Origin of the sequence: Pontibacter populi (assembly GCF_019336435.1) — a bacterium.
Lineage (GTDB): Bacteria > Bacteroidota > Bacteroidia > Cytophagales > Hymenobacteraceae > Pontibacter > Pontibacter humidus.
Genome location: NZ_JAHWXQ010000003.1, coordinates 357,461 through 379,772 on the forward strand (window position 1 = coordinate 357,461; position 22,312 = coordinate 379,772).

Below are 22,312 nucleotides of genomic sequence, written 5' to 3' on the forward strand. Positions count from 1 at the left end.
CTTTTACACAAGCTGAATTGCGGTACGAGCTGCAAGCTCGCACCAGCATTAGGTTCTTTTTTGTCATCTCGACGACAGGAGAGATCTATTTCAACTATAAGCTGTATCAGATTTCTCACTTTGTTCGAAATGACAGCTACTTATTCAGTCATTCAATATTCAGTTATTCAAAATTCAACTCTCCAACCACAGCAACACAGCAGCAGTTACCATCAAATTAACCAAGGTCAATGGTAGCAATATCTTCCAGCCGTACTCCATTAACTGGTCATATCTTGGTCTTGGCATGGATGCGCGGAGCAGGATGAAGATCATCAGAAAGGCGACTACTTTGATGATGAACCACACGATAGGTGGCAGAAAATCAGGGCCGAGCCAGCCACCAAAATATAAGGTTACCAGCATGCAGGAAATGAGCGTGATGCCCATGTATTCCCCGATAAAAAACATCCCGAACTTCATGCCCGAATACTCCGAGTGGAAACCTGCGATCAGCTCACTTTCTGCTTCCGGAATATCAAAAGGCAAGCGGTGTGTTTCGGCAATGCCGGCGATGAAGAAGATGATAAAGCCGAGGATCTGCGGAATGAAAAACCATAAACCCCGTTGTGCTTCTACGATCTCGCGGAGGTTGAAAGAGCCGGCCATCAGCACCACGCCCATCAGCGCCAGACCCATAAATACTTCATAGGATATCATTTGAGCGGCCCCACGCATAGCACCCAACAAACTGTATTTGTTGTTTGATGACCAGCCACCGAGGATGATACTATAGGCACCCATAGATGACATCGCCAGGAAAAACAGCAAGCCAATGTTCAGGTCAGCAACTATAATTCCGGGGGCAAATGGTATCACTACAAAACTGAGCAGCACACTGATCACAACGATTGCAGGGGCCAGCACAAACACGGGTTTATCAGCAAATGGCGGAACCCAATCCTGCTTAAAGAACAGTTTGATAGAGTCGGCGGCAACTATGAGCAGGCCAAACGGACCAGCGCGGTTAGGGCCGTAACGGTCCTGCCAGAGTGCGAGCATGCGCCGTTCCACCCAAATAAGGGCGGCTGCCACATTTAGCATCACGAACAATACGCCGCCGATGATCAGAAAGTAGTTTGGTGCTGCGGTTTCCATTGCAGTTCTCGGTTTAGGATGGCCCAGGCAGGTAATTCGGCAAACTTAACTCCAGGCAAGCCCACAGGTAAGCCGGCGGTTCCGCTGGCTATAGTTGTGCTTAACTTTACTGGCAACTGGTAGAGATTTCCGTCTATGGCAAATGGCATTAACTGGCCTTCATCCAGCTTCATGCGCAGCGCATCGTCGGTGTTAATGGCAATGTATGGTTCAGGTATGCGCTCCTGTATGGCAGCAGCTTGCGCACTCAATTCTTCAGACCCGAAAATGTGGTGCAACGGAAGTATAAACAGGTGTCCGTCCATCGGCTCAAATTTCTCCGGCACAGCTGCAGAGTAGGAGAACTTATGTTCAGGTTTTGGCTCAATTAATCTGATGCCCGGATCGCCTCCTTTTAGATGCCCGCCTACTTCCTGCTGGTATTTATTAACAGATTGGTTCGAGTTCCAGCCCGGTGCCCAGAAGAACGGGATCATGGCAGAAGGTGGCTGACCGCGGTAACCTTCCATGGTATAAGACAGCGGTGAATCCGGATCTTCGGCAGGTTTTGGTTCGCTTACATTGATGTTGGCCCGCATGGCAGTTCTGCCGCTGAAGCGGTGTGGTTCACGTGGTATCTTTTGCCCGGCAATCCTGAAATCAGATGGTGGTGTCACCATTTCTATGCCTTTCATTTCAGGATGTTCTTTAACTATTGCACTCAGAATGTCGTCATAGCCGTGCCACCAGCTGATCTGATCGTGGGCAACTATAGTTCCGAGTTCCCCCAGCCAGCGCCAGCTTTCCTGTATGTCTTCTATAGTTGGGTATACCTGGTAAAAGCGCTGGGCCCGGCCTTCGTTGTTGATAAGTGTGCCATCGGCTTCTGAAAATGCGCCCGCGGCTAACAATACATCAGCATGTTCGGTAGTCTGGCTGTGCAGGTAGTCCAGCACAATCACTTTTTTGCAGGACTTCAGGAAGTTGGTAACGGCACCTTCACTGGCCAGACGGTACAGATCACTCTCAACTATAATTACGGTATCAGCATAACCGTTCTCTACTGCTTCAAAAGCAGACTGTAACCGGTGGCCGCCTAACATAGCCAATCCCATGCTGTTGCTGGTCGGTAAGGTCAACACTATACCTGCGGATTTCTCTTTTGCCACCAGGGCATTGGCAATGTTAGCTGCTGCCTTTACTATAGCTTCGTTGCCGCTGGATGTACCAGAAATTATAACCGGGTTTTTCGCTTTCATCAAGGCATCTGCAATTTGCTGTGCCAGGTGCAAGTCATTATTTTTCAGACCTCTTACGCCTGGCGATTCCGGGTAGATGATGTTGGCGACAGCAAAGCCTAAACGCGCAATAGCATCCGGGTCAGCAAAGTAAGTTTGCGTAGCCAACTCATCCAGTTTGGTGGCGGTAGGAACTGCTATGAAAAGTGGGCCTTTTTCTGATTGTACCAGTTCGCGTACAGCCGCATCCTGCCAAACCGGAATCTTTGCCTCCGAAACCTGTTCTAATAGTGGTTCCTGTCGCACGGCCTGCCTTACGGCCAGCGCTAACATAGGAGCTGTGTTGGTCAGATCTTCGCCAAGTATAAATACGGCATCGGCTTTCTCCACTTCGCGCAGGCTTGGGGTACGGGCGTCGCTTTCCTTTAGTATCTTCAGCGAAAGTTCTGTCAGGTCATGTTCTGCATCTGATACCCCGTGATGGAAATTGTCTTCACCTACCAGGGTCTTCAGCATAAAGTTAGATTCCAGCGATGCCCGTGGCGAACCGATGCCAATTACCCTGCCCTGGCGCATAAGCTGTACTACTGTCTGCAAAGCGGTATATTTATCAGTAGCTTCGGGTAGGTTGCTGCGGACTAATGATTTGCGGATGCGGCTCACGCTGTTCACGTGCTCGTAGCCAAAACGGCCGCGATCGCACAGGAAATAGCCGTTTACTTCTCCGTTGTAGCGGTTGGTAATGTTGCGCAAGGTACCGTAGCGTTCGCCGGCTGTAATGTTGCAACCCAAACTACAATGGTGGCACACCGATGCGGCCATGGTCAGGTCCCATTTGCGGGTATAATGTTGCTTTAAGGTCTTGTCGGTGAATACACCAGTCGGGCAGACTTCTGCCAGGTTTCCGCTGAACTCACTTTCCAGCACACCGTCTTCGGCACGGCCAAAGTATAAATGGTTGTGGGCTGCAAATACGTCCAGGTCCTTTCCGCCGGCATAATCTTTATAATAGCGCACGCAGCGATAGCACTGTATGCAGCGGTTCATTTCGTGGTTCAGAAACGGACCCAGGTACTGGTTTATGTACGTGCGTTTATCAAACGTATAGTTTCTATAATTGTGGCCGGTCATCACGGTCATGTCCTGCAGATGGCAGGCGCCGCCTTCGTCGCACACCGCGCAATCGTGTGGGTGGTTGGTCATCAGCCAGCCGATGATATGCGCGCGAAATTCCTTGGCTTCGGGGTCAACTATAGATATCCGCATGCCATCGCGTACCTGCTCCATACACGACATAAAGAGCTTGCCTTTGGTATCGTTCTCATCTTTATACACCTTTACCGCACATTGTCGACAGGCCCCAACAGAACCCATAGCCGGGTGCCAGCAGAAGTAGGGCAGGTCCTGGCCCAAAGACAGGCAAACCTCCAATAGGTTCTTTCCGGTTGGTACCTCAAAAGGGGTATTATCTATATAGATGGTTGCCATGCTTTTGCTTTGCTCCAGGGACAGTGGTGTTCGTGAATGTGCCGTTCAAAATCTTCTCTGAAATATTTCAGAGCGCTCTGCAGAGGTTCCATAGCGCCGGGTGCCAACGCGCAAAACGTGTTGCCGGGACCAAGGTATTTGGTATGAAAATCGAGTGTAAGCAGGTGTTCGGGTTTGCCTTCGCCTTTATCGATAGCTAGTAATATTCGCTCGACCCAGGGCAGACCTTCGCGGCAAGGCGTACAGAAACCGCACGACTCTTGGGCAAAGAAATGTTGCAGATTCAGCGTAAAGCCAACCGGGCAGGTCTGGTCATCCAGTATGATCATCGTTCCGGTACCCATACGGCTACCTGCTGCCTGTATCGAAGGATAATCCATTGGCAAATCCAGGTGTTCTTCTACTAAAAAGTCTGTAGATGCGCCGCCGGGCAATAGTCCCCGAAACAGATAACCGTCCTGCATGCCGCCGGCATAGTCTTCCAGGATCTCGCGGATAGTGGTGCCCATCGGCAGCTCCCAGCAGCCAGGTGTTTTAACTCTTCCACTCACGCCAAAAAGCTTGGTCCCGGCATCAGCGGTCAGGCCTAACTTTTTAAACCATTCGGCTCCATTGTTTACAATGTGAGGCAGACAACAAAGTGTCTCCACGTTGTTAACTATAGTTGGCTTCCCGAACAAACCGCTTACCTGCGGGAAAGGCGGCTTTGCCCTCGGGTTGGCCCGTTTGCCTTCCAGGGCATTAAGTAATGCGGTTTCCTCGCCACACATATAGCGACCAACGCCGGTGTGCAGGTGCATGTCCAGGTTAAAGCCGGAGCCAAGTATATTCTGACCTAAATAACCGGCTTCGTAAGCTTCCTGAATGGCTATTGTGATCTCGCGGGCAGCTACTTTGTATGCCCAGCGCAAAAACACATAACTTATACTTGCCTGTATGGCATAAGCGGCTACGATCATGCCTTCAATCAGCTGGTGCGGATTTCCTTCCAGTAGCACGCGGTCTTTAAAGGTACCTGGTTCCATTTCGTCGGCGTTGGCTACCAGGTATTTCGGGGTGGCAGCATCATCACCCATCGGGACAAAGCTCCATTTTAAGCCGGTGTTAAAACCAGCTCCGCCACGGCCTTTCAGGTCCGATTCCTTTACTAGTGCCTGTACTTCCTGAGGAGTCATTCCCTTCAGAATTTTGCGCACAGACTGGTATCCGCCCACCTTCTCATACTCTTTTAAGCTGAGTGGCGCGCGACCGGGTACAATGTGTTGGGTAAGCGGCTTCTCCATAGTCCCGCTTTTAAGTTTTAGGTATACTTATTCAGGATCTCATCCAGTTGTTCCACCGTCAGGTTACGGTACAGGTCGTTGTCTATCATAAGGGCAGGGGCACAGTCGCAGGTACCGAGGCAGCAGTTTGGTAGCAAAGTAAAGCGGCCATCTGCTGTAGTCTGGCCGTACTGTATGTTCAGTTTTTCGTGTAATGCCTCTTTAATTCCTTCATACCCCATCACATAACAGCTGATGCTGTCGCAGAGCAGGATCACGTGCCGGCCAACCGGCCTGCGGAAGATCAGGTTATAAAACGTTGCCACGCTGTCGAGTTCCGCAGAAGACATCCCCACATAATCGGCCACATCCTTCAGACTTTCATCCGACACCCAGCCATGGTTTTGCTGCACGATCTTCAGCGCTTCGATGCAGGCATTTTTAGGCGCCGGTACCAGGCTTATTTCATGGTCTATCTGATGTTTCTCTTCGGCGGTTAACATTTTGTATAATTATGAATTAGAAATTAAAAATTAGAAATTGGATCATCTGAAGCAGGTGTAGGAGTGAGTTCTTAAGCTTCGATAAGACGGTACGAGCTGCAAGCTCGCACCAGCAACGTAGCGTACACTATAGTTAACTTGTGTTCCTTTCCATTTCTAATTCCTAATTTTTAATTTCTAATTTAAGCGACAGCGTCAGCGATCAATGTCTGCCAGCACGTAATCCATGGCTCCTAAGATAGACAGCAGGTCGGCTACGGTGTAACCTTTACTGATGTAGGGGAGCATTTGCATGTGCGGGAACGATGGAGTCCGGATGCGTACCCGGTACGGCGATGTGTTGCCATCGCTGGTCAGGTAATAGCCGTTTGCTCCTTTGGTTGCTTCTATGCAGCTCATCGCTTCGCCGGCAGGTATAACCGGTCCCCAGCTCACACCTAAAAAGTGCGTGATGAGCGTTTCGATATCATGCATGGTATTCTTCTTAATTGGCGGTGTGGTGAGCGGATGGTCTGATTTGAACGGGCCGTCCGGCATGTTTTTCAGACACTGCTCTACAATGCGCAGGCTCTGGCGCATCTCGGCTACGCGTACTATAGCGCGGTCGTAGCAGTCGCCGTTGCTGGCAACGGGTACTTCAAAATCGAATAGTTCGTAGCCGGAGTAGGGACGCTTTTTACGGAAATCCCAGTCCATGCCACACGCGCGAAGGTTTGGCCCGGTTACTCCCCATTCTATCGCTTCTTCAGCTGTAAAAATGCCGATACCAACGGTGCGGGCTTTGAAGATGCTGTTCTTCATTACCATCGCATCATATTCCTTCAAGCGTTTCGGGAAGTAGTCGATAAAGCTTTGAACCAGATTTTCCCAGCCTATTGGTAAATCCTGCGCAACGCCACCAATCCTAAACCAGTTCGGGTGCATGCGTCCGCCACAAATGCCTTCTATGATATCAAATATCTTTTCACGGTCGGTAAACATGTAGAAGACAGGGGAGAGCTGGCCAATGTCCTGTGCAAAGGTGCCGTACCATACAAGGTGGCTGGCAATTCTAAAGAGCTCGCAAAGCATGACACGGATATACTTTACCCGCTCCGGTACTTCTATACCTGCCAGTTTTTCAACTCCCTGCAAATAAGCCAGGTTGTTCATCACGCCGCCCAGGTAATCTACACGATCGGTATAAGGGATGTAAGTGTGCCATGACTGCCGTTCGCCCATTTTCTCGGCGCCTCTATGGTGGAAACCAATATCCGGAATAGCATCAACTATGTCTTCACCATCCAGCTGAAGTATAATTCTTAAAACACCGTGCGTGCCGGGGTGTTGCGGGCCGATATTCAGGAACATGAAATCGCTGTCGTCGCTCTGGCGTTTCAGGCCCCATTCTTCCGGGTTGAATTTTAGGGCAGCCTGTTCCAGGTCTACTTTGTCGTCGTATAGTTGGAATGGCCCCATTTCGGTGGCGCGGGCCGGATGTTCTTTTCGAAGCGGATGACCCACCCAGGTGCGTGGCATGAGGATGCGTGACAAGTGCGGATGGCCGGAGAAGCGAATACCGAACATATCGTATACTTCGCGCTCATACCAGTTTGCGTTGGCCCACAGGCTGCTTATACTTGGTGCCGTCGGAAAATCTCCCTGTAAGGCTACTTTCAAGCGAATAAACTCATTGCGGGTAAAAGAGAACAGGTGGTAAACAAGCGTAAAAGTGGATTTAGGTATGTGGTTGGTACCACGGTTCTTGGTCCGCTCATCGATAGCCGTCAGGTCAAATAACAGCTTAAAAGGCTCTGGCACTTCTTTTTTCAGGAACGTCAGCACATCTATAGTTTTATCCATCGGCAGCCAAAGCGTGAGCATCTCATCTCTGGTTGTCTGCTGCGTGAAGGTATCTTCGCCGAAGCGTGCCTGTAGCTGTAATAATGTGTTGCTGTTGTTTTCCATGGCCAGGTTCTTTAATTGAGGGGACCAGTAAAGTATTAACTCATGCTAAATCTATAGTTGCATTATTATGATAAGTATAGTTATTGTTATAGTCGGTTGATTATTCTGCTGTCACAGGATCTATGATCGCTTTCACTTCACTCACAGAGTTAGCAGGGAACCCGCCTTGTTTGGCATGCTCCCGCACCATTTCTTCGTTTGGTGCATTGTACACACAATAGATTTTATCGCCTGTTACATAACTATGCACCCACTGAATCTGTGGTCCCATACTCTGAAGAACACCATTAGAAGTTTGAGAAATCTTTTTTAATTCTTCTGCTGATAAGTTTCCGGCTCCCGGCACTTCCCGCTCAATTACATATTTGGGCATAACTTTCTAACTTTAATTATATCCTGCTATTACTCTTTTATACTTATCTGAACTATAAGAGCTTATTAAAATGGTTAGCTATAGTCTCATAGCGGAGACGCAACGTATTGCGTCACTACATTTCCAAATACTATATCTGTATAACTCTTTAACTCCAAAATTCTCAAACTCCTAAACTGACTATAGTTCATCCGGCGACCTGAACTCTGTCATTTGGTCCCATCGCTCGCGTTTTCGGGCTTTCACTTCTATCTTCTCAGGTTTGATGACACCCTGTTCACCAATGGTCCAGCTGAGTGGTCTTCGTTCTTTGCCAACTGATTCTGCCAGCAGCATCAGGCCTTCCATAAAAGCATCGGGGCGGGGTGGGCAACCTGGCACGTACACATCTACCGGCAAGAATTTATCGACACCCTGTACCACACTATAGATGTCGTACATGCCGCCGGAATTAGCGCAGGAACCCATTGAGATCACCCATTTCGGTTCCATCATCTGCTCGTGCAGGCGCTTAATGATCGGGGCCATCTTAATGAAAACTGTACCGGCAATGATCATGATATCGGCTTCGCGGGGAGTGCCGCGGATAACTTCTGCACCAAAACGCGCCACGTCATACTTGGGAGTCATGGAGGTCGCCATCTCTACAAAACAACAACTCAACCCAAAATGGAAAGGCCACATGGAGTTTTTGCGTCCCCAGGCTACCAGGTCCTGCACGGTGGTGAGCATAATACTTTGCTGCACGGTTTCTTCGTAAGAGCTGTTGCCCTTCACGGTGTTGGCAGGTTCTTCCGGTTTACTTAACCACCATTTCATAGGCGTAGAGGTTTGGTGTTTCTATGTCGTATTTCGTCAGTGCATCAGGGTTGGGTGAGGGTCGTTACTGGTTATTTGTGGCGTGGTGTTCGTTAATCGAACTATGAATAGTATGTCTTTCTTCAAATACTTTTCTGGCTGGAAATCAAACTGCAGGCTTTTGCATGCGCTTATAGGCTGCCAGTATCTTTTTCCCATCCGGACCGAAATCCAGCGCGCCCATGCGCCATTCATAGATCAATACCACCACCAGCATCACCATAAACACGGCCACACCGGCATAACCGTACCAACCCAGTTCTCTGAAAGCTATAGCCCAGGAAAGTATAAATACCGTCTCCACGTCAAAAATTACAAAGAGCATGGCCACCATGTAAAACTGTGAGGAGAAACGGATGCGCGCGGAGCCTTCGCTAACTATACCGCCTTCGTAAGGCTCGTTTACGGCACGGCCTTTACCACGCTGACCCAGCACAAATGAGATAGCAAGTATAGCACCAACGAGGCTCAGCACTATAGCGCCGTATACCAGCAGGGGCCACAAAGGCGCGTTATTTACTTCTGAAGCGTCCATAATGCTTATGGTTTTATACTACACGCAACTATAAATTCTGGTACTTACTCCTGGTGGCCGGTAATGTAATGTTCCAGCTCTTCTATTATGAACTTCTGCTCTTCTATCATGTATCTTACAATATCACCGATAGAGACGATGCCGACCAGGTTGTTATTATCGAAAACCGGCAGGTGCCGGATATATTTGCTTGTCATGAGGGCCATGCATTGCTCCATGGTTGTGTGGGGAGTAACGGTTACAGGGTGCTCGCTCATAATTTCTTTTACAAGCGTTTCTTTTGACGCCCTGCCTTTCAGGATCACTTTGCGGGCATAATCCCGTTCAGTGACAATACCTGCAAAACGGCCGTTGTTCATCACTACAAGTGAGCCGATACGGTTTTCTTCCATCAGCTCAAGTGCACTATAAACGGTGGTTTCCGGACTCACAGAAATAACATCACCGCGTTTTTTCTGCAGAATACATCGAACGGTTCCCATACTTCCCCCTTCCGTAAATAAGTTAATTTGAATATTTAGAACTATATACGAGTCGAATAAAAAAAAGTAAATAAAATATATGTTGGTTTATGTTTTGTACAATATTGTTTCAACTATAGTTTAAAGATGTATGTGGTTTATAAGTATCTGATAATAAGGAATAAGTATGTTTGAATTCTTGCTAAAATGTTAATTATTGGAAATTAAGGGTGTAAAACCCGAGACTTGTTAGAAGGATGTTATTAAATTGGGATAGCGTAGGAGGAGCGTGTGAAATGTATGAAAAATCATATTCTTTAAATAAAGTCGTTCAGGGGTTTCCAATTTTTTTATAGTTGGAGTCTTCTTAACTATTTGTTTGCAACAAAGTATAATAGAGGCACTCAGAAGTACAATCCGAGTGCATTCATTCTATAAGCTGATCTATATGAGTATACCAATATACCCTGGCAACCCGTATCCTCTGGGCGCTACCTGGGACGGAGAAGGAGTAAACTTTGCACTTTATGCCGACAATGCTACAGGCGTTGAACTTTGCCTGTTTGATGATATAACCAGCGAGCAGGAGTCGGTAAAAATAAAGATGGTAGAGCGTACACACCAGATCTGGCATACTTACCTGCCCGAAGTAGGACCCGGTCAACTATACGGCTTTAGAGTGCAGGGCCCGTACGAGCCTGAAAACGGGCATCGGTTTAATGATAATAAATTGCTCCTCGACCCTTATGCCAAAGCTATTTCAGGAGCTGTAGAGTGGCATGATTCCTTATTTGGCTATAAAGTAGGGGACCCGAAAGAGGACCTGAGTTTCAGTGAAACCGATAGTGCTCCTTTTATACCAAAGGCTGTAGTAATTGATCCTAACTATGATTGGGAAGGTGATAAACCACCTAAGACACCTTACTTCAGATCTATTATTTATGAAACACATGTAAAGGGTTTTACTTACCTGCATCCCGATATACCAGAAGAAATTCGCGGCACTTATGCCGGGCTGGCACACCCGGTAACTATAAAGTACCTGCAGGAACTAGGTATAACAGCCATAGAACTTATGCCGGTTCACCATTTCATAAAAGACAGGCACCTGGCCGAAAAAGGCCTGACAAACTACTGGGGCTACAATTCTATTGGTTTCTTCGCTCCGGATGTACGCTATAGCAGCAGTGGCACATTGGGCGAGCAGGTGGTAGAGTTCAAAAATATGGTGAAGGCATTCCATAAAGCGGGAATAGAAGTTATTCTGGATGTGGTTTATAACCATACCGCCGAGGGCAACCATCTGGGGCCGACACTTTCGTTCAAGGGAATCGACAATGCATCTTATTACCGACTCACGGAAGACAACAAGCGCTTTTACATGGACTATACTGGCACCGGCAATACCCTGAATTCGAGTTTGCCAAGTGTGCTTCGTTTGATCATGGACAGCCTGCGTTACTGGATTCTGGAAATGCACGTTGACGGCTTCCGCTTTGACCTGGCCTCAACACTGGCCCGTGAACTACACGAAGTCGACAGGCTGGGCTCTTTTTTTGATATCATTCACCAGGACCCGGTTATCTCGCAGGTAAAATTAATTGCCGAACCCTGGGATATAGGGGAAGGCGGCTACCAGGTAGGTAATTTTCCGCCGGGCTGGACCGAGTGGAACGGCAAGTACAGGGATTGCATGCGCGATTACTGGCGTGGTGAAAACAGTATGCTGGCTGAGTTTGCCGATCGCTTTACCGGAAGTTCCGACCTGTATCAGGATGATTACCGGCGCCCGACGGCCAGTATCAATTTCATAACTGCCCACGATGGCTTCACTCTGAACGACTTGGTATCTTATAACGAGAAGCATAACGAGGCAAATGGTGAGAATAACCAGGACGGCGAAAGCCACAACCGCTCCTGGAACTGCGGCGCAGAAGGCCCGACCGATGATAAAGCTATAGTTGAACTACGGCAGCGTCAGAAACGCAACCTGCTTACAACGCTCTTTTTATCGCAAGGCGTACCTATGCTGGTAGCCGGAGATGAGATAAGCCGCACGCAACAGGGCAACAATAACGCCTATTGCCAGGACAACGAAATATCCTGGCTGAACTGGGAAAAGGCTGATAACGAATTCCTTGATTTTACTCGTAAATTGATCGCGCTCCGTAAAAAGCACCCGGTTTTTTGTCGCCGGCGCTGGTTCCAGGGGATGCCGATAAAAGGCCTTGGAGTAGAAGATATTGCCTGGTTTTTGCCGGATGGGACAGAAATGACGGACGAACACTGGAACCACGATCATGCGAAATCACTCGGCATTTATATGAACGGTCACGGGTTGCGCAGCGTGGGCCCGAAAGGAGAACAGATGATCGATGACGACTTTTACGTGATCTTCAACGCGCACCATGAGCCGCTTAAGTATAAACTGCCTTCTGAAAAATATGGCACCAAATGGATTAAAGTGATTGATACTACTACCGGGCAGGTAGGTGAAAATGGTAAAGCATACAGTGCAGGTAAAATGCTGGAGGTAGGCCCCAGATCAATTATTCTACTACATTCTAAAACTGAAAAGAAGCCTAAAGTTGCTGAGATGGCCCGTAAGTCAGGCGCTCCGATTTAAATGTTAGTTGCTACCGAAATTTCTGATTGTCGGGAGTAATTGCCAATTTTGCTGCATGTATACACGCGAACAAGCTTCACAACTTCGTCAGGCCTTCTGGACAGCTTTCGGGCAATATATTGCACCGCAACTGTCGGCAGACGGATACCGGACGAACTGGTCTAACTATAAAACGGGCTTAAAGCATGTTTACTTCCGGATGCGCGCCGAAAAGAAAACGGCAACAATAAGCATAGAACTCACTCACCCGGACCCTGAAATACAGGAACTTTACTTTGAGCAGTTCGAAGAACTAAAAACCCTGTTGCATGAAACGTTGGGAGAAAAATGGGAGTGGGAACTGCACGGTGAAGACGAAGATGGCAGAACGGTAAGCAGGATTTACAAAGAAATTTCCAAGGTAAACGTTTTCAATAAGGAAGACTGGCCCCAGCTTATTTCCTTCTTTAAGCCCCGTATTATTGCGTTGGATGAATTCTGGAGTAATGCCAAGTATAGTTTTGATGCGTTGAAGTAGTGTTTCAATCGAGATTAATAAAGAATAAAAGATTTCTTTAGACCTGGCAGTGTGCGCAGCTCCTGCTAGTGTCTGGATTATAGTTGATTTACTTCTCTTTTGTCATTTCGAACGAAGAGAGAAATCTATCTCTACTTATAGTTGAAGTCCACTACAAACTTGAACCAAGCTTTCCTGCCATAGCTGCTTCTACTCCTGAGAGCTCTACACACCTATCGTTTCATTTTCAGCTTTGGTGCCCTCACGGCCGGGAGGCCCCGTCTTTGGGCATCGCGCGGTGTACATTTGCTTTGCTCGTCCCTCGCAATGCCTGACGGCACCGCAAATCTACAAGGCGCTCAACCCAAAGACTGCGAAGTTTCCCATAGCTACCAGCAACTATAGTTTGAACAGGTAAGCTTCGAGACTTATCGTGGTAGTAGTTTCAAAGGGACAGGTAAACCTGTCCTGCTCGTGGGCTTAAACTATAGTAAACTCAGATTTCTCCTATCGTCGAAATGACAGCTCTAAAAGCAGTAGCAGAATGTCCCCCTTTGAAGGGGGCAGGGGGATGACTAGCAGTAACTATAGAACGATAAATCAACCACAACTATAGCAGCAATTCCCCTCTAGGGAGGGGTAGGGGTGGGTTAAATCAGCAACAAAGAAACCATACCTTCAACTATAGCAGTAACCTTAAAAGCTCCCCGCCTTAGATAAGGAGGGGTTGGGGGTGGTTGGACCACGCCAACTATAAAACTAAAACTATTACTAATATCTCAAACCGCCCCCCTTAATCCCGGTTCAGGTAATTTAATCTTGCCCTCGCTTTTCTTTCCGTTCGCGTTTGCGTTCCTCGCGGCGTTTCTTTCGTTCTTCCTTCCAGTCTTTAAAGGTGTCTTTTACCTTTCCGCCTACGTTATCAAACAGCCTTTCAAAAAAGGTCTCGTGGGGAGGCTCTTCCCGGAAGGATGGGCAGTCTACCAGGTTTTGCAGGTAGGGTGCCAGCTTTGTGAAATGACTTTTATAATAACCTACATAAGCCGGATCGAGCGCAATTTGTTTGTTAAAATCTCCCCAGATTGGTAGAGCAGTACTGGACCCCTGGCCTAAAGCTAAAGTTCTAAAACGTACTTTCGGGCTTTCGGCACCCACCCATACGCCTGTTACCAGGTTAGGCGTTATTCCTATAAACCAGCCATCGGCATTGTCCTGGGTTGTTCCGGTTTTACCGGCAATATCCATCTGCAGTCCGTACTGAGAACGTAATTTGGCGGCGCTGCCTTCCTCTACCACACCCTGCATCAAATACAACATTATTGCAGCATTAGACTCTGAAATAGCCCTGCGTACGTGCCGATCCGACCTGTGTTTATGAAGTACTTTACCACTGCGGTCTTCTATTTTACGGATGTAGACTGGCTCAACTTTATATCCCTGGTTAGCTATAGTTGCGTAAGCATTTACCATTTCATACAGCGACAGATCTGCCACGCCTAACGCAAGAGAAGGCACCTCAGGTATATCGCTTTCTATTCCCAACCGATGTGCCACATCTACTACTTTATTTACACCAGCCTTCATCATTACCTGCGCCGACACCGTGTTTACCGAATGCGCCAAACCACCACGCATGGTATATTCGCCACCGTATTGGTCAGTAGCATTTCTTGGTGACCAGTCGTCGTACTCCGGGTAAGTGATGCGCTCGTTCGGGAACCAAGTACAGGGCTCCACGCCACGCTCTAAGGCTGCGGCATAAACTATAGGTTTAAACGTAGAGCCTACCTGGCGCCTGGATCGCACATGGTCATATTTAAAAACATGGTGGTTGATTCCACCTACCCAGGCTTTTATTTCGCCGGAGTAAGGGTCCATCGAGAGCAGGCCGGCGTTCAGGAATTTATGGTAATAGGCCAACGAATCCATCGGCGACATGGTGCGTTGTTTGTTTCCCTGCCAGCTGAACACAATCATTGGGCGTTCTTTTCGGAAAGCCTCTATGATCTCAGCATCGGTTTTGCCATCGGCCTTTGCTTTTTTGTAGCGGTCGGTACGGCGCATGGCTTCCTGCAGGAAACCAGCGCCGCGGCCCCACGGGTTGCGGCCGTTCCAGTGAGCATCAAACGTACGTTGCAGGGCTGCCATTTTATTGCGAACAGCTTTCTCGGCGTGCTCCTGCATACCAGCATCTATTGTTGTATAGATCTTTAGCCCATCGGTATATAGGTTATAAGGGTCACCGTTTTTCTTCTTTTTAGTTGCTACCCATTCCACCAGTTCCTGGCGCAATTGCTCCCGAAAATAGGGTGCCATGCCATCGTTATGGTTCGTAACAGTGTAATCCAGTTTAAGCGGTTTCTTTTTCAGATCTTCGGCTTTACCGGCTTCCAGGTAGCCGTATTTCACCATCTGGTTCAGCACTACATTACGTCTGGTTTTCGACTTTTCGGGATTCAGGCGCGGGTTGTAGGTGGTGGTAGCTTTCAGCATGCCAATTAAAACGGCAGCTTCTTCGGTTTTCAGGTCTGCGGCAGATTTGTTGAAGAAACGACTCGAAGCCCGCTCGATGCCATACAGGTTTCCTCCCATCGGCACCGTGTTCAGGTATAGTTCCAGCAGTTCTTCTTTAGAATAAATACCTTCCAGTTTGCGGGCAATAATGATCTCGCGGAGCTTGTTTACCGGCATATCCCAGAACCAGAAATTCTTGCGGGGATACAAATTTTTCGCCAACTGCTGACTAAGCGTACTGCCACCACCGGCACTCTGGTCCTGCATCAAGATAGATTTAACTATAACCCGGCCTAAACTGCGCACATCTACCCCGGCATGTTCATAAAACCGGGCATCTTCGGTGGCAACCAGCGCATGTATAGCAGCAGGAGCAATATCAGTATATTTAACATTAGTGCGGTCCTGTATATAATAGCGGCCCAGTAGCTCGCCACCGGCAGCATATACTTCCGATGCTGTATTGTTTTGCACCGATTTCAGTTCGTTACGCGAAGGCATGGCACCCATAGCGCCCATGTATACCAGCAGGTAAAAAAACGTGAAAAGAAGCACCATGTACAGGCCCGAACGGTAAGCAATGCGCAACACCGATCTGCGATCGCGGCGCCAGTTAAAGGTGCGCAGCCTGGCCCATTTCTGTTTCCAGTAAGCTGTAGTTAGTTTGGGTTTCTGGCTCCTGAAGAAGGCTGACCACTCTACCTTCATAAACCTGGCCAGTGGCTCCAGGATGCCGATTACTATGAGTCTGATTAATTTTAAAAGCGCGCGCTTCATGTATGCTGTTAAATTCACTGCCTGTAACTATAGTTTATTATCGGCAGTTGGCGGATTGGACACAAATACTGCGCCATATCCAGATCCGGTTTGTAACGTAATTTCCGGCAAAATTGTGCAATTATAGTTTAAATTCCGTGGTTAGGTTACGTATCTATAGTTTAACTCAAACAAACTATGGCAGGCACGGCACGTTTTAAATTCCACGCTACGCTTAACGTTTTCCTGGAGCTGCACAGGAAAGACACCTGGATAAACTATAGTTTCGTGGAGAGCCCGGCTGTGAAAGATGCCCTAGAAGCCATGGGTGTGCCGCACCCCGAAGTGAATGCTATAGTAGTGAATAGCAGTGCAGTTGACTTTACTTATAAGTTACAATCCGGCGACGAAGTTGAAGTTTACCCTAAAGGCTTTCAGGCAACTATAAACCTGATACCCAACTATAGTTCTCCATACACATTTGTGCTGGATGTACACTTGGGCAAGCTGGCGCGACTGCTCCGGTTACTGGGTTTCGATACTGTTTTTGATGCTGAATTATCCGAAAAAGAACTTGTAACGATAGCTGTAAACGAAAACCGGATTCTGCTGAGCCGTGGCGTAAACATCCTGAAACATAAAACGATAGCTTATGGGTACTGGCTGCGCTCTCAACAACCGGAAGAGCAATTACAGGAAGTGATCCGCTACTATAGTTTAAATGGCGAGTTCCAAGTTTTTACACGTTGTATGGTTTGCAATGGTGCTATAGTTCCGGTAGCCAAAGACAAGGTACAGGAGCAGCTTCCACCTAAATCAAAGCTATACTTTCATGAGTTTTACCAGTGCCAGCACTGCTGGCGTGTGTACTGGAAAGGCTCGCATTACGAGCGCATGCAGCAGTTTATTCGTAACCTGACCTAGTGCACAAACAAGGCAAGGATACAGAACACATCTATGATCCAGAGTGTGATCGGAATCTTCCGGTACTCGCCATCAACTACTTTTAGCAAAGTATAGCTCAGGAAGCCCCAGATAATGCCCTGCGTAATAGAGTAAGTAAAAGGAATAAGCACCATCGCCAGGAAAGCAGGAATTGCATCGCTCAGGTGCAGCCAGTTAATACGGATAACCGGACGGATCATAAATGCCCCAACCAGCACCAGCGCCGGAGCCGTAGCAATAGCCGGAATCATAGACAGCAACGGAGCCAGAAACAGGAAAGGCAGAAAAAGCATGCCAGCTATCACTGCTGTTAATCCTGTTCGGCCACCCGCTTCAATCCCCACCGCCGACTCAACATAAGCCGTAGCCGGACTGGAGCCCAGCAAGCCAGAAATGGTAGTAGCCACAGCATCCACAAGCAACGAGCGTTTGATATTGAGCGGTTCGCCGTGTTCATCCACCATGTTAGCAGCTTCTGCCAACCCTACAAACGTCGACAGGCTATCAAACAGATCGGTAAAAACAAAAGCGAAAATAACGGGCCACAGCGCAAACTGCAGCGAATTAATAAGGTCGAGTTTTAGCAGCAGGCTGAAGTCCGGCGCAGAAAAGATACCTTGGAAATTAACTATAGTTTCGCTGCCCCACCAGCGACCCAGCGGGTAAGCCAGCAAGGTGGTGACGATGATCCCGATCAGGATGCCGCCCTTTACATTTTTTACCAGCAGTACAGCCGTAAGCAGCAACCCGGCCAGGAAAGTAAGTATAGCAGGGCTCAGTTCGTTTACGCCAACTATAGTTCCGGGAGTTTGTACGATAAAGCGTGCATTTGCTAACCCGATCAGCGTAACAAACAAGCCAATACCGGCAGCAATAGCATAACGTAGCGGCTTTGGAATAGCTTTGATGATGTAAGTGCGGATGTTAAAGACCGAAAGCAGCAGAAACACAATACCAGACCAGAACACAGCTCCCAGCGCAACAGCCCACGGTATGTTCATGCCAATAACGGCAGAGTAAGTAAAGAAAGCATTCAGCCCCATGCCGGGCGCGATCAGTACCGGATTTCGGGCATAAAGGCCCATTGCCACACTACTGATAAAGCAGACCAGCACAGTAGCCGTCAGCACTCCCGAAAACGGCAGGCCGGCCTCGCTCAAAATGCTTGGGTTAACCACAATAATATATGATGCTGCCAGAAAGGATGCAATTCCGGCAAAAAGCTCGGTTTGCAGCGTCGTGTTATTTTTCTTCAGCTCGAAAAAGTCAGGCATAGGTAATGCAGGTTTAGCAACTATAAACTCCTTACGGGAATCCCGCAAAAGTATTAAAAATACGCCTTAGCAAACCATAAAATAGCAAAACGCTATACCTATAGCAGCTTCTAGCGTTAAAGTCTATTAAACTTAAACAGAGGCGATATGCAGAATAAAGAAGAACTGACAACCCTTACAAAAGTACTGACTAATGTGCGCAAGGAGGGTTATAAAACTGATTTTACAGTAGGCGACGATGGCCTGATGCACACCATGGACAGCACGCTGAAGTTCGGTCCGGACCAGCTAAAGATCGTGAATTTTTACCGTTTTGAAGGCGAAAGTAATCCCGATGACATGGCTATACTTTATGTGCTGGAAACGAACACAGGCGAGAAAGGTACCATTTCGGACGCTTATGGTCCCTACTCAGATTCTCAGGTGGAGGCCTTTATGCGGCAAGTGCCGGATATGGGTAAAAACCTTGACAGTCGCAGCTAACCGATACACAACGCAAACTATAAAACTATGAGAACAATATGGAAAGGATCGCTGGGTTTTGGCCTGGTGAACATCCCGGTAAAAATGTATAGCGCCACCAAAGACCGCCGCCTTGATTTTGACCTGATCGACCGCCGTAACCATGCCCGCGTACGGAACAAACGCGTGAACGAGAAAACCGGTGAAGAAGTGCCTTACAACGAGATCGTAAAAGCCTATAAATACGAAGGCAAATACGTGGAGCTGACCGACGAAGAACTGGAAAGGGCAGAAAACGAAAAGAACACTATCATACAAATGGATTCTTTTGTAGAGGAAGAAGACATAGACGAGATCTACTTTAAAAAGCCTTACTACCTGACTCCTGAAAAAGGGAACAAAACCGGCTATGGCCTGCTGCGTGATGCCATGCGCAAAACAGGCAAAGTTGGTATAGCCACCGTGGTGATGCGCTGCAAACAAGACCTGGCTGTCATCCGTCCGCTGGGCGATGCGCTGGTGCTGCAGAAACTCCGTTTTGTGGAAGAAGTGAATAAAACCGAAGACCTGGACCTGCCGCATAAAGTAGATATCGGCGGGGCGCAGTTAGATATGGCTGTTGAACTTATCAATCAGTTTACCTCCGATTTCGACATTCGTGATTATACCGATACCTACACCGAAAAGCTGATGAAAATGATAGAAGCCAAGGCAAAAGGGAAAAAGAAACCTGCTGCTAAAAAAGTGGAAACTATCCCAACCAAAACAAAGGACCTGATGGCTCAGCTCAAAGCCAGCCTGAGTTCTGATCAGCCACGCATGCGTGCATCCTAAACAGATATAAACTATAGCTACACGATATGGGCTTACAGAAGTATAACCAGAAACGCAATTTCGGCGAAACACCTGAACCGGAAGGAAAGCAACAGAAACATAAAGGACAGCTGCGTTTTGTAGTGCAACGGCACCAGGCATCCACGCTGCATTACGATTTCAGACTGGAGATGGAAGGGGTGCTTAAAAGCTGGGCAGTGCCGAAAGGACCGTCCATGAACCCGGCAGATAAGCGCCTGGCCATGCACGTAGAAGATCACCCGTATTCGTACCGCACCTTTGAAGGCAATATACCGGAAGGCAACTATGGCGCCGGCCACGTTGATATCTGGGACGAAGGTTTTTATAGTTCAGTAGAAACCGATGACCTCAAAGAAGGGGAGCAGCTGCTATTGCAGGGACTGGAAAATGGTAGCATAAGTTTTGTGCTGGATGGAGAAAAACTACAGGGGGCCTTCTCACTGGTGAAGATGAAAGGCCGCCAGGAAGGAGCCTGGTTGCTGGTGAAGAAGAAGGACGAACAAGCTGTGACAGAACCATATAACAGTGAAGATCACCTGGGAAAGATCGCTAAAACAGCATCCCGAAAGCCTGCATCTAAAAGCGCCTCAACCAAATCAACCAAAACAAAGCCCATTGCCAGGAAGTCAAAGATGCCGCACAACATTGTGCCCATGATGGCGAAGCTCACCGATGGTCCTTTTGATGGCGATGACTGGATTTATGAGATAAAGTGGGATGGTTTCAGGGCAGTAGCTGAGGTGCAGGATGGCAACATAGAACTATACTCGCGAAACGGCAAATCGTATGGCGAAACTTACAAACCCATACTTGATAGTTTAAAGCAGTTGGGGCAGGATGCTGTGCTGGATGGTGAAATTGTAGTATTGAATGATAAAGGATATGCGACGTTTCAGCAACTCCAGAATTATCAGAACACGCCATCGGAGCATCTGTACTTTTATGTGTTCGACCTGCTTTACCTGAACGGAGAAGACCTGCGCGATCTGCCTTTGCTGGAGCGTAAAAAGCACCTGGAAAGATTGCTAGCGGATGAATTGCCGGCGGTGCGTTACTCTGATCATGTGGTAGGGAATGGCAAAGCTTTCTTTAAGGAAGCGCAGCGCAACAATGTGGAAGGCATTATGGCCAAAAAAGCCGACAGTCCATATCGCACCGGCAAACGCAGCACGGAATGGCTCAAGATCAAAACACACATGCGTCAGGAAGCCGTAATTGCCGGTTTTACAGAACCAAAAGGCAAGCGGAAACATATCGGCGCACTGCTGCTTGGCGTGTACGAAAATGGAAAGCTTACCTATGTTGGCCAGAGTGGTAGTGGCTTCAACATTAAATCGCTGGAAGCACTGAAGGCAAAACTTGATAAACTGGTACAAGCGGAGTCGCCGTTCGTGGGCAAAGTAAAGCCAAATGCGCCTGCCACCTGGGTTAAGCCGGAACTGGTAGCCGAAATAACCTTTGCCGAATGGACAAAGGAAGGCATTATGCGGCAGGCGATATACGAGGGATTGCGCGAAGATAAAAAATCAACTGACGTCGTACGCGAAAACGCCATCCATACAACTGAAGCTGTAGAAGAAGCAGAACATCAACCAAAAGCAAAGAAAACGGAAACAAAGAAAGTGGCGACATCAAAAGATAAAAACCGGACTACCCAAACTATAGCCGGGCAGGAAGTACAGTTCAGCAACCTGGATAAACTATACTGGCCCGATGAGCAGATTACCAAAGGCGACCTGATAGATTACTACCAAACTATAGCCGAGTTCATTTTGCCTTACCTGAAGAACAGGCCGCAGTCGCTTTTCCGCAACCCAGAAGGCATCGTAAAGCCCGGCTTTTTCCAGAAAGACGTAACACATGCGCCCGACTGGGTACGAACTATAAAACTGAAAGCTGAAAGCACCGGCGAAGATGTAGAGTACTTGGTATGCGATAATAAAGCTACCCTGGCCTACATGAACAACCTGGGCTGCATTCAGCTAAACCCCTGGAACTCACGTATCCCCAATCTGGAAAAACCGGATTACATGGTAATAGATTTAGACCCGGGGGAGAATACCTATGATGATGTGGTAGAAGTAGCGCTGGCAACCAAAGAAGTATTGGATAAGGCAGGAGCAGAAACATACTGTAAAACATCCGGAGCGACCGGTATGCATATTTTTGTCCCGCTCGGCGCCAACTATAGCTTCGATCAGGCGCGTGACTTTGCGCATCTGGTGGCGCAGCTAGTGCACGAAAAGCTACCAAAACTCACCAGCCTGGAACGCAGCCCGAAAGAGCGACGCAAGCAGGTGTATTTAGACTTCCTGCAGAACTCCATCGGGCAAACTATAGCTTCGGCCTATACCGTCCGACCAAAACCCGGTGCAACTGTTTCTACGCCACTCAGTTGGGATGAGGTAAAACCAGGTTTGACTCCTGAAGCCTTCACGATCAAAAATGTACCAGCACGGATTAAGGAAAAAGGCGATCTTTTTAAAGGAGTGCTAGGCAAAGGTATAGATCTGCAAAAGTGCCTGGAGAAATTGAAATAAAGTATAGGTTAATATTTTCATTAAAAAGGACCTATTTTAGTCGGTCCTTTTTAGATTTATAGT

Annotated in this window: 17 protein-coding genes; 6 read left to right on the top strand and 11 right to left on the bottom strand. The window is 47.9% G+C overall.

The window, feature by feature from the left end; all coding sequences use genetic code 11:
• Positions 1–174 precede the first annotated feature (174 nt).
• The 9 genes from nuoH to KYK27_RS13320 form a co-directional block, all read right to left on the bottom strand.
• The gene (gene nuoH / locus KYK27_RS13280) at positions 175–1,137 is read right to left on the bottom strand and encodes an NADH-quinone oxidoreductase subunit NuoH (RefSeq protein ID WP_199110529.1); all 963 of its coding nucleotides are present in this window, start codon (positions 1,135–1,137) and stop codon (positions 175–177) included.
• The gene (gene nuoG, locus KYK27_RS13285) at positions 1,107–3,842 is read right to left on the bottom strand and encodes an NADH-quinone oxidoreductase subunit NuoG (RefSeq protein ID WP_199110530.1); all 2,736 of its coding nucleotides are present in this window, start codon (positions 3,840–3,842) and stop codon (positions 1,107–1,109) included. The genes nuoH and nuoG overlap by 31 nt, the downstream gene beginning before the upstream one ends.
• The gene (nuoF, locus tag KYK27_RS13290; RefSeq protein WP_199110531.1) at positions 3,824–5,125 is read right to left on the bottom strand and encodes an NADH-quinone oxidoreductase subunit NuoF; all 1,302 of its coding nucleotides are present in this window, start codon (positions 5,123–5,125) and stop codon (positions 3,824–3,826) included. The genes nuoG and nuoF overlap by 19 nt, the downstream gene beginning before the upstream one ends.
• Before the next feature lie 17 nt (positions 5,126–5,142).
• A complete protein-coding gene (nuoE, locus tag KYK27_RS13295) occupies positions 5,143–5,607 on the bottom strand; it encodes an NADH-quinone oxidoreductase subunit NuoE (protein WP_199110532.1) in 465 nt (154 codons plus the stop codon).
• Positions 5,608–5,802: 195 nt separating this feature from the next.
• Positions 5,803–7,554, bottom strand: a complete 1,752-nt coding sequence (gene nuoC / locus KYK27_RS13300; protein ID WP_199110533.1) for an NADH-quinone oxidoreductase subunit C/D — start codon at positions 7,552–7,554, stop codon at positions 5,803–5,805.
• Positions 7,555–7,654: 100 nt separating this feature from the next.
• Complete coding sequence (locus tag KYK27_RS13305; protein ID WP_199110534.1) at positions 7,655–7,927, bottom strand: DUF4242 domain-containing protein; 273 nt, start codon at positions 7,925–7,927, stop codon at positions 7,655–7,657.
• A 180-nt stretch (positions 7,928–8,107) separates the two neighbouring features.
• Positions 8,108–8,746 carry an NADH-quinone oxidoreductase subunit B gene (locus KYK27_RS13310; protein ID WP_199110535.1) on the bottom strand — a complete coding sequence of 213 codons (639 nt, stop codon included), beginning with the start codon at positions 8,744–8,746 and terminating at the stop codon, positions 8,108–8,110.
• A gap of 145 nt (positions 8,747–8,891) precedes the next feature.
• The gene (locus tag KYK27_RS13315) at positions 8,892–9,320 is read right to left on the bottom strand and encodes an NADH-quinone oxidoreductase subunit A (RefSeq protein WP_199110536.1); all 429 of its coding nucleotides are present in this window, start codon (positions 9,318–9,320) and stop codon (positions 8,892–8,894) included.
• Between the two features lie 44 nt (positions 9,321–9,364).
• Complete coding sequence (locus KYK27_RS13320) at positions 9,365–9,802, bottom strand: CBS domain-containing protein (protein ID WP_199110537.1); 438 nt, start codon at positions 9,800–9,802, stop codon at positions 9,365–9,367.
• A 427-nt stretch (positions 9,803–10,229) separates the two neighbouring features.
• Here KYK27_RS13320 and glgX point away from each other — a divergent pair, with 427 nt between their 5' ends.
• Both glgX and KYK27_RS13330 read left to right on the top strand, forming a co-directional pair.
• A complete protein-coding gene (glgX, locus tag KYK27_RS13325) occupies positions 10,230–12,407 on the top strand; it encodes a glycogen debranching protein GlgX (RefSeq protein WP_199110538.1) in 2,178 nt (725 codons plus the stop codon).
• A gap of 55 nt (positions 12,408–12,462) precedes the next feature.
• Entirely contained in the window at positions 12,463–12,924 is a 462-nt protein-coding gene (locus KYK27_RS13330; protein ID WP_199110539.1) for a DUF4268 domain-containing protein, read from the top strand.
• Positions 12,925–13,716: 792 nt separating this feature from the next.
• Here the strand turns inward: KYK27_RS13330 and KYK27_RS13335 are convergent.
• Positions 13,717–16,212: a penicillin-binding protein 1A gene (locus tag KYK27_RS13335; protein WP_317195931.1), complete on the bottom strand. Its 2,496-nt coding sequence runs from the start codon at positions 16,210–16,212 to the stop codon at positions 13,717–13,719.
• Between the two features lie 159 nt (positions 16,213–16,371).
• On the opposite strand from KYK27_RS13335, the gene KYK27_RS13340 reads away from it, so the two are divergent.
• Positions 16,372–17,097 (top strand): Mut7-C RNAse domain-containing protein, encoded by a 726-nt coding sequence (locus tag KYK27_RS13340; RefSeq protein ID WP_199110540.1) that lies wholly within the window; start codon positions 16,372–16,374, stop codon positions 17,095–17,097.
• Here KYK27_RS13340 and KYK27_RS13345 read toward each other — a convergent pair.
• Positions 17,094–18,392, bottom strand: coding sequence for an NCS2 family permease (locus KYK27_RS13345; RefSeq protein WP_199110541.1), 1,299 nt, complete (start codon positions 18,390–18,392; stop codon positions 17,094–17,096). The genes KYK27_RS13340 and KYK27_RS13345 overlap by 4 nt on opposite strands.
• A gap of 147 nt (positions 18,393–18,539) precedes the next feature.
• On the opposite strand from KYK27_RS13345, the gene KYK27_RS13350 reads away from it, so the two are divergent.
• Genes KYK27_RS13350 through ligD form a run of 3 tightly spaced genes read left to right on the top strand, consistent with a single transcriptional unit; the run spans position 18,540 to position 22,249 of the window.
• Positions 18,540–18,875, top strand: a complete 336-nt coding sequence (locus KYK27_RS13350; protein WP_199110542.1) for a hypothetical protein — start codon at positions 18,540–18,542, stop codon at positions 18,873–18,875.
• 27 nt (positions 18,876–18,902) lie between these two features.
• Entirely contained in the window at positions 18,903–19,688 is a 786-nt protein-coding gene (locus KYK27_RS13355) for a Ku protein (RefSeq protein ID WP_199110543.1), read from the top strand.
• 26 nt (positions 19,689–19,714) lie between these two features.
• Positions 19,715–22,249, top strand: a complete 2,535-nt coding sequence (gene ligD / locus KYK27_RS13360; protein WP_199110544.1) for a DNA ligase D — start codon at positions 19,715–19,717, stop codon at positions 22,247–22,249.
• Positions 22,250–22,312 lie beyond the last annotated feature (63 nt).

Excerpts from the sequence above, each read along its gene's own strand:
- KYK27_RS13350 (WP_199110542.1), top strand. The coding sequence starts at position 18,540 with ATGCAGAATAAAGAAGAACTGACAACCCTTACAAAAGTACTGACTAAT.
- KYK27_RS13330 (WP_199110539.1), top strand. The coding sequence starts at position 12,463 with ATGTATACACGCGAACAAGCTTCACAACTTCGTCAGGCCTTCTGGACA.
- KYK27_RS13305 (WP_199110534.1), bottom strand. The coding sequence starts at position 7,927 with ATGCCCAAATATGTAATTGAGCGGGAAGTGCCGGGAGCCGGAAACTTA.
- nuoG (WP_199110530.1), bottom strand. The coding sequence starts at position 3,842 with ATGGCAACCATCTATATAGATAATACCCCTTTTGAGGTACCAACCGGA.
- nuoC (WP_199110533.1), bottom strand. The coding sequence starts at position 7,554 with ATGGAAAACAACAGCAACACATTATTACAGCTACAGGCACGCTTCGGC.
- KYK27_RS13310 (WP_199110535.1), bottom strand. The coding sequence starts at position 8,746 with ATGAAATGGTGGTTAAGTAAACCGGAAGAACCTGCCAACACCGTGAAG.
- KYK27_RS13355 (WP_199110543.1), top strand. The coding sequence starts at position 18,903 with ATGAGAACAATATGGAAAGGATCGCTGGGTTTTGGCCTGGTGAACATC.
- nuoF (WP_199110531.1), bottom strand. The coding sequence starts at position 5,125 with ATGGAGAAGCCGCTTACCCAACACATTGTACCCGGTCGCGCGCCACTC.
- glgX (WP_199110538.1), top strand. The coding sequence starts at position 10,230 with ATGAGTATACCAATATACCCTGGCAACCCGTATCCTCTGGGCGCTACC.
- KYK27_RS13340 (WP_199110540.1), top strand. The coding sequence starts at position 16,372 with ATGGCAGGCACGGCACGTTTTAAATTCCACGCTACGCTTAACGTTTTC.
- KYK27_RS13320 (WP_199110537.1), bottom strand. The coding sequence starts at position 9,802 with ATGGGAACCGTTCGATGTATTCTGCAGAAAAAACGCGGTGATGTTATT.
- nuoE (WP_199110532.1), bottom strand. The coding sequence starts at position 5,607 with ATGTTAACCGCCGAAGAGAAACATCAGATAGACCATGAAATAAGCCTG.
- KYK27_RS13315 (WP_199110536.1), bottom strand. The coding sequence starts at position 9,320 with ATGGACGCTTCAGAAGTAAATAACGCGCCTTTGTGGCCCCTGCTGGTA.
- ligD (WP_199110544.1), top strand. The coding sequence starts at position 19,715 with ATGGGCTTACAGAAGTATAACCAGAAACGCAATTTCGGCGAAACACCT.
- KYK27_RS13345 (WP_199110541.1), bottom strand. The coding sequence starts at position 18,392 with ATGCCTGACTTTTTCGAGCTGAAGAAAAATAACACGACGCTGCAAACC.
- nuoH (WP_199110529.1), bottom strand. The coding sequence starts at position 1,137 with ATGGAAACCGCAGCACCAAACTACTTTCTGATCATCGGCGGCGTATTG.